This window comes from Corynebacterium fournieri (assembly GCF_030408775.1).
GTDB lineage: Bacteria > Actinomycetota > Actinomycetes > Mycobacteriales > Mycobacteriaceae > Corynebacterium > Corynebacterium fournieri.
Map to the genome: position 1 here is coordinate 1,754,314 of NZ_CP047210.1, position 12,352 is coordinate 1,766,665.

General features: G+C 67.7%; 11 protein-coding genes. 8 read left to right on the top strand and 3 right to left on the bottom strand.

Annotated elements, in window-relative coordinates:
* Positions 1–17: 17 nt before the first annotated feature.
* The 8 genes from brnQ to CFOUR_RS08495 all read left to right on the top strand — a co-directional run bounded on the left by brnQ (position 18) and on the right by CFOUR_RS08495 (position 8,786).
* The gene (gene brnQ / locus CFOUR_RS08460) at positions 18–1,451 is read left to right on the top strand and encodes a branched-chain amino acid transport system II carrier protein (RefSeq protein WP_085956680.1); all 1,434 of its coding nucleotides are present in this window, start codon (positions 18–20) and stop codon (positions 1,449–1,451) included.
* 50 nt (positions 1,452–1,501) lie between these two features.
* Positions 1,502–2,485, top strand: a complete 984-nt coding sequence (locus tag CFOUR_RS08465) for an LLM class flavin-dependent oxidoreductase (protein WP_085958319.1) — start codon at positions 1,502–1,504, stop codon at positions 2,483–2,485.
* Between the two features lie 140 nt (positions 2,486–2,625).
* Positions 2,626–3,405: a GntR family transcriptional regulator gene (locus tag CFOUR_RS08470; RefSeq protein WP_085958320.1), complete on the top strand. Its 780-nt coding sequence runs from the start codon at positions 2,626–2,628 to the stop codon at positions 3,403–3,405.
* Between the two features lie 9 nt (positions 3,406–3,414).
* Entirely contained in the window at positions 3,415–4,842 is a 1,428-nt protein-coding gene (locus tag CFOUR_RS08475; protein ID WP_085956681.1) for an ABC transporter substrate-binding protein, read from the top strand.
* Entirely contained in the window at positions 4,839–5,762 is a 924-nt protein-coding gene (locus CFOUR_RS08480) for an ABC transporter permease (RefSeq protein WP_085956682.1), read from the top strand. Before CFOUR_RS08475 ends, CFOUR_RS08480 begins: the two co-directional genes overlap by 4 nt.
* Positions 5,759–6,538: an ABC transporter permease gene (locus CFOUR_RS08485; RefSeq protein ID WP_085956683.1), complete on the top strand. Its 780-nt coding sequence runs from the start codon at positions 5,759–5,761 to the stop codon at positions 6,536–6,538. The genes CFOUR_RS08480 and CFOUR_RS08485 overlap by 4 nt, the downstream gene beginning before the upstream one ends.
* A complete protein-coding gene (locus tag CFOUR_RS08490) occupies positions 6,525–7,856 on the top strand; it encodes an ATP-binding cassette domain-containing protein (RefSeq protein ID WP_290179135.1) in 1,332 nt (443 codons plus the stop codon). The genes CFOUR_RS08485 and CFOUR_RS08490 overlap by 14 nt, the downstream gene beginning before the upstream one ends.
* 24 nt (positions 7,857–7,880) lie before the next feature.
* Positions 7,881–8,786 carry a ribokinase gene (locus tag CFOUR_RS08495; RefSeq protein ID WP_290179137.1) on the top strand — a complete coding sequence of 302 codons (906 nt, stop codon included), beginning with the start codon at positions 7,881–7,883 and terminating at the stop codon, positions 8,784–8,786.
* Here CFOUR_RS08495 and CFOUR_RS08500 read toward each other — a convergent pair.
* The 3 genes from CFOUR_RS08500 to CFOUR_RS08510 are packed head-to-tail and all read right to left on the bottom strand — an operon-like array spanning position 8,783 to position 12,347.
* Positions 8,783–9,964 carry an alpha/beta fold hydrolase gene (locus CFOUR_RS08500; RefSeq protein ID WP_290179139.1) on the bottom strand — a complete coding sequence of 394 codons (1,182 nt, stop codon included), beginning with the start codon at positions 9,962–9,964 and terminating at the stop codon, positions 8,783–8,785. The two genes, CFOUR_RS08495 and CFOUR_RS08500, sit on opposite strands and share 4 nt — an antisense overlap.
* Positions 9,961–11,205, bottom strand: a complete 1,245-nt coding sequence (gene efeB, locus CFOUR_RS08505; protein WP_085956685.1) for an iron uptake transporter deferrochelatase/peroxidase subunit — start codon at positions 11,203–11,205, stop codon at positions 9,961–9,963. Before efeB ends, CFOUR_RS08500 begins: the two co-directional genes overlap by 4 nt.
* The gene (locus tag CFOUR_RS08510) at positions 11,205–12,347 is read right to left on the bottom strand and encodes an EfeM/EfeO family lipoprotein (RefSeq protein ID WP_085956686.1); all 1,143 of its coding nucleotides are present in this window, start codon (positions 12,345–12,347) and stop codon (positions 11,205–11,207) included. The genes efeB and CFOUR_RS08510 overlap by 1 nt, the downstream gene beginning before the upstream one ends.
* Between the last annotated feature and the right edge of the window lie 5 nt (positions 12,348–12,352).

A 12,352-nucleotide genomic window follows, 5' to 3' on the forward strand; every position in this document is an offset into this window, starting at 1 on the left:
AGCAGAGAGGTTCTCCGATGGGTTCCACAGCAGTCACACAGTCCGGCGACAAGGGGGCGAAGCGCTCGAACAGCGCGATCATCGTCACCGCGCTCGCCCTGTTTTCCATGTTCTTCGGCGCGGGCAACCTCATCTTCCCGCCCATGCTGGCCGTCGAGGCGGGCGACAACTTCTGGCCGGCCCTCATCGGCTTTTTGCTCACCGGCTCGCTGCTGCCCGTCCTCGCCGTGATCGCGATTGCGCTGTCCGGCTCCAACCTGCGCGATTTGGCGCAGCGCGCTGGCTCCGCCTTCGGCGTGGTCTTCCCGGTGCTGGCGTATTTGTCCATCGGCGCCTTCTACGCCCTGCCGCGCACCGGTGCAGTGTCCTTTGAAACGGCGATCACCCCGCTGTTCGGCTTCGAGTCCCTGGCCGCCTCCGGCATCTTTAACGTGGTCTTCTTCGGCGTCGCGCTCGCGCTGTCGTGGAACCCGACCGCAATCATGGAAAAGCTGGGCAAGTTCCTCACCCCGGCGCTGCTGGTGTTGCTGGTGGTCATGATCGCCGTCGCCGCATTCCGCTGGACGTCCGAGCCGGCAACGCCCAACGCACCGTACGACGACGGCCCGCTGACCGCCGGCCTGCTCGAGGGCTACCTCACTATGGACTCCATCGCGGCCCTGGCGTTTTCCATCGTGGTCATCTCCACGCTGCGCAACCGCGGCTTCAACGAAGGCAAAGAGCTCGTCGGCAGCACCATCACCGCAGGCGTCGGCGCCGGCATCATGCTCGCCTTGGTCTACGTCGGACTGGGCCTGATCGGCCGCGTCATGCCGGGCGCGGCAGACTTCGACAACGGCGCAGGCCTGCTCGCCGAAGCCGCGCACCTGACTATGGGCGGCGCCGGCCAGGTCGTGTTCTCCGCCATCGTGCTGCTGGCCTGCCTGACCACCGCCGTCGGCCTGATCACCGCCACCGCCGAGTACTTCTCCGAGCAGTTCCCGGGCAGCTACCACGTGTGGGCCGTCATCTTCACCGTGACGTCCATGGCCATGGCCACCCAGGGCCTCGAGTTCGTCATGGCCATCGCCGCCCCGGTGATCGGCTTCCTCTACCCGCCGGCAATCACCCTGATCGCGCTCACCTTGATCGAGCCCGCGTTCCGCGCCCGCACCCGTTTCAGCTGGGCGTTCTTCCTGCCGCTGTGGGCCGCAGTGATCTGGTCCGCCGTCGAGACCTGCATCTCCCTCGAGTGGGGCGCGGAAGCGCTGACCCCGCTTGTGCAGTGGGCCCCGCTGTTCGAGGAGGGCCTGGGCTGGGTGGTGCCGGTCGTCGCCGCCTTCGTCATCGGCCTGGTGGTCGACTTCGTCCGCCCCAAGCCCGCCATGATCCCGGGCACGATGGAATCTGTCGAGGGCGAAGACCTCTCCGCCGAAGGTGACGCGGTGCCGGTGCTCGCCGCCAAAAACTAGGCCTGCCGGCGGCGGGCGCGTCGTCAAGCAAACGGCGTACGGTGGAGCGCATGAACGCCCCACTTTCGCTGATCGATTTCTGCACCCGCTACCCCGACGAATCCGTCGGAGAATCGCTGAAGCGCTCCGTGGCCTTCGCCCAACAGGCGGAGGCCTTAGGTTATGAGCGCATCTGGTACGCGGAGCACCACAACATGTCCAGCATCGTCTCCTCCTCCCCGGCGGTGCTGATCAGCCACATCGGCGCGCACACCAGCCGCATCCGGCTTGGCTCCGGCGGCGTGATGCTGCCCAACCACGCCCCTTACGTCGTCGCCGAGCAGTTCGGCATGCTCGAAGAGCTCTACCCGGGCCGCATCGACCTGGGCCTGGGCCGCGCCCCCGGCACCGACCAGCAAACTCTCGGCCGCGCACTGCGGCGCGACCCGCGCGCCGCGGAGAACTTCCCGCAGGACGTCCAAGAGCTGCAGGCGTGGCTGTCCAACGAATCTCCCCTGCCCGGGGTGACCGCCATGCCAGGATTTAACACGAACGTGCCGCTGATCATCCTGGGCTCGTCCATGTTTGGCGCGTCCTTGGCCGCGCAGCTGGGCTTGCCGTACGCCTTCGCCTCCCACTTCGCGCCGCAGCACCTGGAGCAGGCCACCGCCTACTACCGCGACAACTACCAGCCGTCCACGCGCCACCCGGAGCCCTACTGCATCGCCGCAGTCAACGTCACCGCGGCCGAGACGGAAGAAGACGCCAAACGGCAGACGACCGTCGTGCACCGCAACCGGGTGCGCGCCTTCATGGGACGGCAGGGCAAAAAGCTGAGCGACGACCAGCTCGATAGCGTGGTCAACTCCTTCCAGGGCCGCCAGATCACCGACATGCTGCGCTACACCGCAGAAGGCACCGGCGAGCAGGTGGCGCAGTACCTGGAGAAGTTCCGCGCGACCGCGCAGGCGGACGAGCTGATGATCTCGTTGCAGGCCGGCAGCCACGAAGAGGTCTCGCGCTCCATGGAGATCCTCGCCGAGGCCTGGAACTAGCCCCCGCCGGGCGCGCAAGAGCACGGCATCCACGGATTATGTGGGACAGCTCTCCAAGTAATAGGCGGTGAGCACTCCTTGGTCTAGTATCGGGTGGTCATTACACAAGCGGATGTCAATAAAAGGACGTGACCAACACCATGGCGCAACTGCCTTCCGGCCCGCTCCGCCGCCCGCAGCAGCACGAGGAAATCGCAGACTACCTGCGCGACGAGATTTTCGCCGGGCACATCCCGGCCGGCGAGTCCCTGCCCAGTGAGGTGGAGCTGTGCGAGCAGTTCAACACCTCCCGCGGCCCGGTGCGCCAGGCAGTAGCGACGCTGCGCGCGGAGGGCTTGCTTTCCTCCGGCCGCGGCCGCCGGTCCCTGGTGCTGTCCAACACCCGCACCGAGACGTTCGAAGAGATCCTGTCCAACACCTCCTGGATGTACCGCATGGGCAAAGACCCCAGCGAGCAGGTGGAGCAGTTCGGCCGCGACACCGCCGACGCCACCCTTGCCGAGTGCATGCGCATCAACGAAGGCGACGAGGTCTTCATCGTGCGCCGCGTGCGCAGCGCCGACGGCGAGCCGATGGTGATTGAGGAGATGGCGTTTCAGCCGGAGCTGGCAGAGGCCATCGAGGCGGTGGACACCTCCGAGCAGTCCATCCACCGCGAGCTCATCCGCGCCGGCGCCGACTTCAACAACATCTCCCGCGCGTTCATCATCGAGCAGGCGGACGCCGAAACCGCGGGCAAGCTGGGCATCGAAGAGGGCGCGCCGATCCTCCGGGTGAAAATCAAGGCGCTCACCCACAACGGCGAGGTGCTCGAAGCCGCGGTGCACACCTACCGCGTGGACAACCTCTCGTTCGGCCTGAACAACGTCCGCGGCCACTCCTCCCCCCTTTGGTTCCAGACGGAATCCTCCATCCAGTAACCTCACAGCATGCACGTTCGGACGCTGGCGGCCACGGCCGCCCTAGCTCTCCTTCTCACTGCATGCAGTGACTCGCAGCCGCGCGACAATGTTGTCGTCGCGGCCTCCGCTGCCCCCGCCGGGCTGGACTTCACCACCACCGGCGGCGCGGCGGCACCCCAAGCGCTCGTGGGCAACGTCTACGAAACGCTTGTGCGTATCGACGCCTCCGGTAACCCCGTGCCGTACCTGGCCGAGCGCTGGGAGCGCGACGGCGGCGCCTTCACCTTCCACCTCCGCGGCGGTGTCACCTTCTCCAACGGCAAACCGTTCACGGCCGACGACGCCGCGTTTTCCATCAACTACGTCCAGCACGAGTGGACGAACGGGCTGAAGGCGCAGATGGCGCCGGTGACCGGCGTGGAGGTGCTGGACGAGCGCACCGTGCGCGTGCACGTCGACGGCGGCGCAGCCGCAGAAGACGCCTGGCTGTGGTCCATGGGCACGCTCACCGGCGCGATGATGACGCCGGAAGGCGTTGGCACGCTCGCCACCGCCCCACTGGGCACCGGCCCGTACACCGTGGCCCGCTTCGACGTGGGCGAGGCAATCGAATTCGACGCCCGCGAGGACTACTGGGGCGGGCCGGTGGAGCACGACGCGGCGATCCGCTACTTCGAGGACCCGGTCTCCGCCGTCAACGCTTTGCGGGTGGGCGACGCGGACGTGGTGTGGGGCATGCAGGCGCCGCAGCTGATAGACACGCTACCGGACGACATCCGCGTCGAGGTGGGCTCCACCAACGGCGAGGTGCTGCTTTCCATGAACAACAACCGCGCGCCCTTCGACGACCCGGACGTGCGCCGCGCGGTGGCCTACGCGGTGGACCGCGACGCGATCAACCAGGTGGTCTACAACGGTTTGGCCACCGACACCGGCGGCGCGCCAGTCCCGCCCACGGACCCCTGGTACACGGGCCGCAACTACTTCCCGTACGACCCAGACAAGGCGCGCCAGCTGCTGGCCGGGCGCACCCCGGAGATCACGATCACGGTGCCCAACCGGCCCTACGCGCAAGAGGCCAGCGAACTTTTGTACTCGCAGCTTCGCGACGTCGGCTTCCGCGTGCGCCTCGAAACGGTGGAATTTCCCGCCGTGTGGCTCAACGAGGTGCTCAAAGGCCGCAACTACCAGGCCTCGATCGTCTCCCACGTGGAGCCGCGCGACGTGCCGATGCTCTTTGGCACCCCGGACTACTACCTCGGCTACGACAACGCCGAGGTGCGCGCGCAGATCGCCGCCGGCGACATCGGCGGCGCCGTGGACCAGATCATGGCCGATGCAGCTGCGCTGACCTTGGTCAACGCTCCCAACATCGTCCTGTTCGCCCCGGGCGTGGGCGGGCTGGACCCCAACGTGGTCACCGATTCTTTGCGTGTGAGCGAGGTGGAGAAATGATCCGCACGATAGGCAAGCACCTGTTGCGCTTCGTGCTGCTGCTCGCCGCGGCCAGCGTCATCATCTTCGCCCTGTTGCGCGCGGTGCCCGGCGACCCGGCGCGTGTGGCGCTCGGCGTGTCCGCCACCGAGGAAGCCGTGGCCGAGTTGTCCGCCCGCCTGGGCCTGGATAAGCCGCTGGCTGTGCAGTACTTCGGCTGGATCGCATCCCTGCTTCAAGGCGACTTCGGCATCTCCATGTCCAGCGGCAAAGACATCACCGACACCGTGCTCGAGCGCGCCGGGGTCTCGCTGACGCTGACGCTTGCGGCGATGGCGGTCTCGCTGCTGGTGGCCGTGCCCGTGGGCGTGTACTTGGCGCAGCGTTCGCACTCCCCCGGCGGGCTAATAGTCGGTGCCCTGTCGCAGGTGGGCATCATCGTGCCGTCGTTTCTGGTGGGCATCGCACTGGTCGCGCTGTTTTCGGTGCGGCTGGGCTGGCTGCCGGCCAACGGCTGGGGCACGCCCGCGCACGCGGTGCTGCCGGTGGCGTCGCTGGCGCTGGTGCAGGCCTCAATCCTGACCCGCTACGTCGCCGCGGCGGTGCGCGAGGAAATGGGCAAGGACTACGTGCGCACGGGCAGGTCCCTCGGTGCGTCGATAAGCAATGTGCTCTTCTCCTCCGCCCTGCGCGGCGCCGCGCTGCCTGTGATCACGGTTGTGGGCGTGCAGCTCGCGTCGCTGGTGGTGGGCGCGGTGGTCATCGAGCGCGTGTTTACCATTCCGGGGCTGGGCACCATGCTTCTCGACGCCGTCGGTAACCGCGACCTCACCACCGTGCAGACCGTGATGATGGTCCTCGTCGCATTCACCCTAGTGGTCAACCTGGTGGTGGACCTGACGTACGCGGTGGTGGACCCACGGATTCGGAGGAAGGCATGAGCTGGCAGCGCAAACTCGGCGCGGCGATCGTTGCGCTGGTGGCCCTCGCGGCGCTTCTGTCGCTGGTGTGGACGCCCTACGACCCGCTGCAGACGGAGGTGTCCTCGCGGCTTCAGCCGACCTCGCCCGCGCACTGGATGGGCACCGACCAGTTCGGCCGCGACATCGCCTCGCGCGTGATGGACGGCGCCCGCCTGACACTCACCGTCACCGTGGGCGCGGTGGGGTTGAGCGCCCTGGTGGGCGTGCCGCTGGGGATTTGGGCCGGGATGCGCCGGGGCGCTTCCCGGTTTGTCATGGCGGGCGCGGACCTGCTGCTCGCCTTCCCCGCGCTGCTTCTGGCCATCGTGTTCACCGCCGTCTTCGGTGCCTCCATCTGGATTGTGGTGCTGGCCATCGGGATCGCCGGGGTGCCCGGGTTTGTGCGCGTGGCGCGCGCCGGCACGATGCAGGTGATGCAGCAGGACTACATCCTCGCCGCGCGGGTGGCCAAGGTTTCCGGTCCGGCGATTGCGTGGCGCCACGTCGCGCCCAACATCTGGCCGATCGTGCTCACCCAGGTCTCCGTCGCTGTCGCGCTGGCCATTTTGGCGGAGGCCGGCCTGTCGTTTTTGGGGCTGGGTGCACCGGCGCCGTACGCCTCCTGGGGGCGGATGCTGCAGGCCTCCCAGCCGTACCTGGCCACCGCCCCTCACCTCGCGCTGTGGCCGGGCGCAGCAATCGCGCTGACCGTGCTGGGCTTCAACTTGTTGGGACACGCTGATGATCGACGTTAAGCACCTGTCCATCCCCGGCATCCTGCACGACATCACCTTCCACGTCGCGCCCGGGCAGCGCGTCGGCATCATCGGCGAATCCGGCTCCGGCAAATCCGTCACCGCGCTTTCCATCATGGGGCTGACAGACCTGCCGGCTACAGGCTCGGTCACCGTCGACGGCACCGAGATGGTGGGCACCCCCGACCGCGTGCGCCGGAAGGTGCGCGGCACCAAAGTGGCCATGGTCTTCCAGGAGCCCATGACGGCGCTGGACCCGCTGAAAAAGATTGGCAAGCTCGTCTCGCGCGAGCTGCTGCGCGACGTCGGCGTGGACCGCCCTGGCGCCTACCCGCACGAGTTGTCCGGCGGGCAGCGCCAGCGCGTGCTCATCGCGCTCGCCCTGTCGCAGAACCCGGACGTGCTCATCTGCGACGAGCCCACCACCGCCCTCGACGCCATCGTGCAGGCGGAGATCCTGCAGCTGTTGGACCGCCTCGTGCGCGAGCGCGGCATGGGGCTTTTGTTCATCTCCCACGACCTGGCGGTGGTGCGCCGGATGACCGACCGGGTGCTGGTGTTCCAATCAGGGCGAATCGTCGCACCCGACTCTGACTACGCCAAAGCGCTCGCGGCTGCCGCCGTGCCCGGCCCGCCGGCAGCACCGGTGACGCTGGGCGAGCCGGTGGTGTCACTCGAAGGCGCCACGCTGACCCGCGGGGCAACGCGTGCCGTCGACGACGTCACGCTGCGCGTGCGCGCCGGCGAGCGGCTGGCCATCGTCGGCGGCTCCGGCTCCGGCAAGACCTCGCTGCTGCACCTCATCGCGGGACTGCGGGAACCGACTGCCGGCACCGTGCGGGTGAAAGGCGACGTGCAGATGGTCTTCCAGGACCCGTACTCCTCGCTGGATCCGCGCATGGCCGTGAGGACGTCGATACGCGAGGCAGGCGTGGACGCCGCCCGCGCCGACGAGATGCTCGCACGCGTGGGGCTCGAAGGCACCGGCGAGCGCACCCCGCGGCAGTTTTCCGGCGGGCAGCGCCAGCGCATCTCCATCGCACGCGCCGCCGCCCCGCGCCCAAGCATTTTGCTTGCGGACGAGCCCGTCTCCGCCCTCGACGCCACCATCCAAGACCAGGTGCTGGACCTGCTGCGCGACACCGTCGGCGGCAACACCTTGATCTTTGTCACCCACGACCTGAAAGTCGCGCGCGAGCTATGCCCCACCGTCGCCGTGATGCAGGCCGGACGCATCGTGGAACAGGGGGACACCGAGCGGATCTGGGCCGCCCCCGAGCACCCGTACACCCGGGCGCTGTTAGACGCGGTGCTGTAGCGCAGGTGCGGTAGATTGACGGCCATGAGTATGTGCGTCGTCGGATCCATCAACGCTGACTTGACCGTCAACGTCGAGCGCCACCCCACCCCAGGCGAGACCCTGATGGGCTCCGGCGGCGGCATCACCGCCGGCGGCAAAGGCGCCAACCAGGCCGTCGCCGCCGCAAAACTGGGCACGCACGTGGTGCTGGTGGGCGCCACCGGCACCGACGCGAACGCCAAGCCCGCCACCGCGCTGTTGCGCGAGGCCGGGGTGGATCTCACCCACGTCGAGAAGCTCGAAGACGTCACCGGGCTGGCCGTGATCACGGTGGCCGCCAATGGCGAGAACACCGTGCTGGTGATCCCGGGGGCGAACGCGCGGGTGGACGCGGGATTTGTCGAACGCCACGCCGGCGCGGTGGACTCCGCCGACCTGGTCCTGCTACAGGGCGAGATCCCCGCCGACGGCTTCGCCCGCGCCGTGGAGCTGGCCCGCGGGCGCGTGGTGGTCAACCTCGCGCCGGTTGTGGACGTGCCGCGCGAGGCGCTTGTCAAGGCGGATCCGCTCATGGCCAACGAGCACGAAGCCGGGCTCATCCTGCAGCAACTCGGCCTCGACGGCACGGGCACGCCGGAGGAGCTGGCCCGGCGGCTGCTCGAGGCCGGTTTTTCCTCCGTGGTGCTCACGCTCGGCTCCGCCGGGTCGCTGGTGGGCACCAAAGGCACAGAGGGCGAACTGATTCACATCGACTCCCCCAAGGTGGAGGCGGTGGACACCGTCGGCGCCGGCGACTCCTTCGCGGGCGCATTCTGCCACCGACTGCTGGAAGGCGATTCCATGGTGGACGCAGCCCGCTTCGCCTGCCGCGTCGGCGCCTTTTCGGTCACCCGGCCCGGCGCGCAGCCGTCGTATCCGGCCGCCGCGGACGAGCTGCCGGAGGTCTAAACGCCCGCCATGTCCAGCAGGCGGCCCAGCACCGCCTCGCCGTGGCGGCGCAGCCCGTCGTGCTGGAATGTATCCGTTTCAAACACCTGCGCGCCGATGACCTGCGCAGTATCCAGCGAAAGCTCGCGCGGGACGAAGATGTCCTCGGTGTAGACCGCCGCGTACGCGTCGTGGCCGCCACTGAGGCCCGCGTACAGGTTTGCCCAGTTCTCCTTCGCCGCCAGCTCGTGCGCCGCCGCCTTGAACGGGCGCAGCGCCGGATCCTCGTCGAATTGGAACGGGAAGATGTGCTCGCCGGTGAGGTAGAACTCAGCGTCGTCCGGGTGCGCGTCTGGCGCGAACCCGTCCAGCTCGCGGACCACGCGCTCCGCCGCCCACGCGGTCGGCCCCGGCACGGTGCCGCCGTAGATTGATTCGTGCACCACGGCGTACAGCGGCCCCTTGGCAAAGCTGACCCGCTCGCCCACCTCCGCGAGAAAATCCGTGCGGAGCCTGCCGTTGGGGTGAAACGGCGCCTCAAACAGCCGCGCCAGCGATTCGAAGCCGCCCTCGCGGCCCAGCTCGATGCCCACGGTGCGCAGTCTGCGCGCGCTGAGGCGTTCACCGGTGGGCAGCAGCTCTTCTTGCACCTCCAGGTGCCGGCACACCTCGCGCACCATCTTCTCGGCCGTCGGGTAGGCCGCGTTGAAACGCAGGTGGCGGCGCTTTAGCTTCGCAAACGTGGCCCGGTATACCCCGTCCGCGCTCTCGCCTATCGACGGCACCCCTCCGGTAAACAACGCCCTGCCCACACTCTCCGGGTGCGCGGCCAGGTAGTGCGCCAAGCAGAACCCGCCGAAGGATTGGCCCAGCACGTCCCAGCGCTTCAACCCCATCTGCTGGCGCAGCGCCTCAGCGTCGGCCACGATCTCGTCGGCGCGCAGCTGGGCGAGCGTTTCAGCGTTGATGAGCTCGGGCGTCGCCGCATCGATCCTGGTGGACCGGCCCGTGCCGCGCTGGTCCAGCAGCACCACCTGGTAACCGCGCTGAAGCGCGTGGGTGATCCACGCGAAGCCCTGCCGCGGCGCCGGGAACCCCGGGCCGCCCTGCAGGTACAATAGGGCCGGCGACTGCGGCTCGCCCACCACGCGGGCGAAGACGGTGAAATCGCCGCGGGAAAATTCGATCTCGCGCATCATGCAAGCAGGGTACGGCCGAGGAAGTCGTCCTCGTCGCGCACACCCGGCAAGGCGAAGAAGTAGCCGCCACCGTAGGGGCGGATATAGTCTGCGAGAGGTTCGCCCTCGAGACGTTGTTGCACGGTGACAAACTGGCGTTCGAGGTCCTGTTGGAAGCACACAAACAGCAGGCCGATATCGAGGGTGCCATTGTCGCGCACACCGTTGTCGTAGTTGTACGCCCGGCGCAGCATAAGTTGGTCCGCAGTCTCCGCAGTGCGCGGGTTGGCTAGACGAATGTGCGCGTCTGTGGGGATGACATCGCCGTTCGCGTCGTCCAAATAGTCTGGCTCGGCGTACTCGTCACCGCCGGACAGCGGCCCGCCTGTGGCGCGGTCGCGGCCGAAAATCTGCTCCTGCTCGGCAATGGAGATCCGATCCCAGAACTCCGAATACATGGCGATCAGGCGAACCACCATGTAGCTGCCGCCTGAAGTCCAGGCTGGTTCGTCGGCGCCAGCCCACACGAGGTGGTCGAATTCGTCGGGACTGGGGTTGACTATCCCGTCCTTAAACCCGAAGTGGTTGCGCTGCGTGCCGGTCGGGCGCGGCTCGTTCATGTAGCCGTTCTGGCGCCACTTCACCGCGACATCGCCACGAGTGTGGCGCAAAATATCGCGCAGCGCATGGGTGACCGTGTCGTGCTGGTCCGCGCACAGCTGCAGCACCAGATCGCCGTGGCACTTCTCCGCAACGAGCGTGTCGTCGGCGAAGGCTTCCATCTCCCGCAAGCGCGCCGGCTTCTTGTCTGACAGACCGAACCGGCCGTCGAACAACGAATCGCCTACCGCCACCGTGATGGAGAGGTTGTCGGTGGGCAGCTCCGGGCCGAGCTCCCCGGAATCCCCAGCGGGAAACGCGATGCCGTCCGGCGGGGTTGCACCGCCGGCGGTCAAGGCGCGGGCGCGGTCGGTGATGGTGCGCAGCAGCTGCTCCAGCCGCTGCTTTCCGGTGCATTGGAGATCGAGGGCCACCACCTCCGCGTACTTCTGCGGTTGGTTGACTATTCCCTGCTGGTGGTCGCCGTGGAACTCCAGCCGCGCATCGGGGTCGTTGGTGTGAGAGTGGTCTGAGCGCGGCGTGCCTGCGTCACGCGAACGCGCAGAAATCCCCTGCGCCGTCGCCTGTGCCCCCAACGCGGCGCTCGCGGCGGCCGCACCGGTCAAAAACGTGCGGCGGGAAAAAGTAAACGGGCAGGGCACTAGTTCATCCTCCGGATCACGGTCATTGTGGCCACGGGTGCGAGCAGTTCATTGGCTTTGGCCACTTCCGCTTGCAGGCGCAGACGATCTTCTTGCGGCCACTGGTCGAACGCGGTGTCGTACTTGCCGTCAAAATCGCCGGCGAGGCCGTCCAACACATCCAGCTGGTCGTAAATTGGCGCGGTATCGAGACCGCGGCTTTCCACCAGCTCGCGCAACGGATCCAGCGTTTCGCGGGTAGATCGCACGCTCCCCCGCAGCGCGGCGCTCATCGCGTGAGCTCCGTAGTCGCGCTCGCCGCGGAGGTCGAAGCGTTCGAACTCCTCCATCACCTCGTGCGTGCGCAAACCATAGTCCGGTGCGGGGATGGCAAAATGCCCTGTCTCCAGCGCCTGCACCGTGTGATCCACCGCAGCCGCGAGTGCGTCGGCAGGATCGGCGGATAATGCACGATCAGAAAACAGCATCCGCTCCACTTCCGCGTATCCGTCGAGGCCCTCCCCCGGCCACATCTCATTTGCGTCGTCGAAGGAGCGGTACGTTTCCAGGTAGACCAGGTAGGCACGTTGGGCCGCGGAGCGGTCGCCGGACCGGATGGCGTCGGCAAGCGCATGCGCCTGCGCCTGCAACTCAGGCAGACGCTTCTTCTGCGCTGCAGCCTGGGCAATCGATACGGCGGAGACTTCCCGGTCCGTAACCGGCACCATCTTCGGCGCATCGGTGAACGGCGAGTCATCCACGGTGAACTTCTCCGATTTCACCGCCGAGTCACTGTGGAACACGCACGTCAGGTGGTAGGAACCGTCTTCGAGCTTGGGCGTCCAAGCACGCTCAGCGGGAGAGCCAATGCGCTCGAGAACTTGGTAGGCGTTTCCCTCCTCGTCGGAGACGTAGAGGGTCAACGGCAACCCGGATGTGTTGTACACCTGCCAGTGCGCAGTTGCGTCCACGTCCCCGGGAGTCGGGCAGTTGTAGACGTCGCGGACGTGAAGCCGCGTCTCCGCCTGCTCCACCTCGGGCTGGGGCTGCATGTCCCCGCCGGAGCTGGACCCGCTTGATCCCGACTGCGGTGCGTGGATAATGGCAGTCACGATCGCAAGAACCGCGGCCAGCGCCGCCATTGCGTACTGGTAGGTGTCCATACTTC

Excerpts from the sequence above, each read along its gene's own strand:
- CFOUR_RS08465 (WP_085958319.1), top strand. The coding sequence starts at position 1,502 with ATGAACGCCCCACTTTCGCTGATCGATTTCTGCACCCGCTACCCCGAC.
- brnQ (WP_085956680.1), top strand. The coding sequence starts at position 18 with ATGGGTTCCACAGCAGTCACACAGTCCGGCGACAAGGGGGCGAAGCGC.
- CFOUR_RS08490 (WP_290179135.1), top strand. The coding sequence starts at position 6,525 with ATGATCGACGTTAAGCACCTGTCCATCCCCGGCATCCTGCACGACATC.
- CFOUR_RS08480 (WP_085956682.1), top strand. The coding sequence starts at position 4,839 with ATGATCCGCACGATAGGCAAGCACCTGTTGCGCTTCGTGCTGCTGCTC.
- CFOUR_RS08475 (WP_085956681.1), top strand. The coding sequence starts at position 3,415 with ATGCACGTTCGGACGCTGGCGGCCACGGCCGCCCTAGCTCTCCTTCTC.
- CFOUR_RS08485 (WP_085956683.1), top strand. The coding sequence starts at position 5,759 with ATGAGCTGGCAGCGCAAACTCGGCGCGGCGATCGTTGCGCTGGTGGCC.
- CFOUR_RS08495 (WP_290179137.1), top strand. The coding sequence starts at position 7,881 with ATGAGTATGTGCGTCGTCGGATCCATCAACGCTGACTTGACCGTCAAC.
- CFOUR_RS08470 (WP_085958320.1), top strand. The coding sequence starts at position 2,626 with ATGGCGCAACTGCCTTCCGGCCCGCTCCGCCGCCCGCAGCAGCACGAG.
- CFOUR_RS08500 (WP_290179139.1), bottom strand. The coding sequence starts at position 9,964 with ATGATGCGCGAGATCGAATTTTCCCGCGGCGATTTCACCGTCTTCGCC.
- CFOUR_RS08510 (WP_085956686.1), bottom strand. The coding sequence starts at position 12,347 with ATGGACACCTACCAGTACGCAATGGCGGCGCTGGCCGCGGTTCTTGCG.